At 39.1% G+C, this 1,045-nt stretch carries 1 protein-coding gene and 1 riboswitch; the gene reads right to left on the bottom strand.

Annotation, left to right across the window (positions count from 1 at the left end; translation table 11 throughout):
• Positions 1–117: 117 nt before the first annotated feature.
• Positions 118–223, bottom strand: a riboswitch (SAM riboswitch).
• Between the two features lie 327 nt (positions 224–550).
• A partial coding sequence (locus AC1DUW_RS30245) for an SOS response-associated peptidase (protein WP_477644363.1) occupies positions 551–1,045 on the bottom strand: 495 nt, incomplete at its 5' end.

The raw sequence follows: 1,045 nt of genomic DNA, 5'->3' as shown, positions 1-1,045 counted from the left end.
AGATGTCTCGGCAGCAGACTTAATAGGAGTGCTGTGCCAAATCCAGCAGGCGAATACGCCTGAAAGATGAGGAGGGTGTTTTTTATAGTTTAAAAGACCTCTTCTTATTGTTTAATCTCCTCATCTTTCAGGCGTATTCGCCTGCTGGATTTGGCACAGCACTCCTATTAAGTCTGCTGCCGAGACATCTTCGGGCCAGTCCCTCCGTCTCTCTTGATAAGAAGATCCAAATTACGTAATGATATTATCAAATGTTCCGATGTCTACGAGTAAAGAATCAGTCAGGTTAACAAGTTCACTGCATTGTTCATTGCTAAGTTGTCTTTTTGCAGCCCTAGCTTTTCATCCATTCACTCTAGGAAAGTGACATCGATACCCGCATCGAAAAGCAAATATAAGAGTACAGTATTTTGTGTATTTCCGCAAGGTGTAGCCTAAAGTATTTTATAAGGAGGTTTTTTCAAATGAGTAAAGAGGAACTTATGAACGATGATAAAGTACTTCATCTTTAATAGGAAAAGAGGAAAACAAAAAGAGGTCCTAGGACCTCTCAGCAAATTTGGTGTATTAACTTAGGTGAATTATTTTTAGGTGAGTTCACATCAGTTGATACCTCAAAAGCTTCCATCTGTTCAGTATCAAATGATTTTAAGTATTGCTGCAGATATGCAGTATCATTAATTGAAGGATCCAGCCAAGTCTTTTCATCTTCAGGTTTAAGTATAACTGGCATGCGATCATGAATACTAGTCATTAGCTCATTCGGAGTAGTGGTAATAACTGAGCAGGAATATATCGTGATACCTTCAGGTGATTTCCATGATTCCCAGAGACCAGCCATTCCAAATGGGGCATTACTCTTAAGTTTTATTCGCATAGGTATTTTACGTTCTGGTGCCTTCTTCCACTCATAAAAAGAGTCGGCAAGTATCAAACACCGTTTCTTCTTATACGAATTCTTAAAACTTGTTTTCTCAGCAATGGTCTCCGCTCGGGCATTAATCATCTTGTAGCCCATTTTCTCATCTTTTGCCCAGTAAGGTAT

It is taken from the genome of Peribacillus sp. P4_C12 (assembly GCF_056402095.1).
This window is presented reverse-complemented; position numbering and strand designations above follow the sequence as displayed.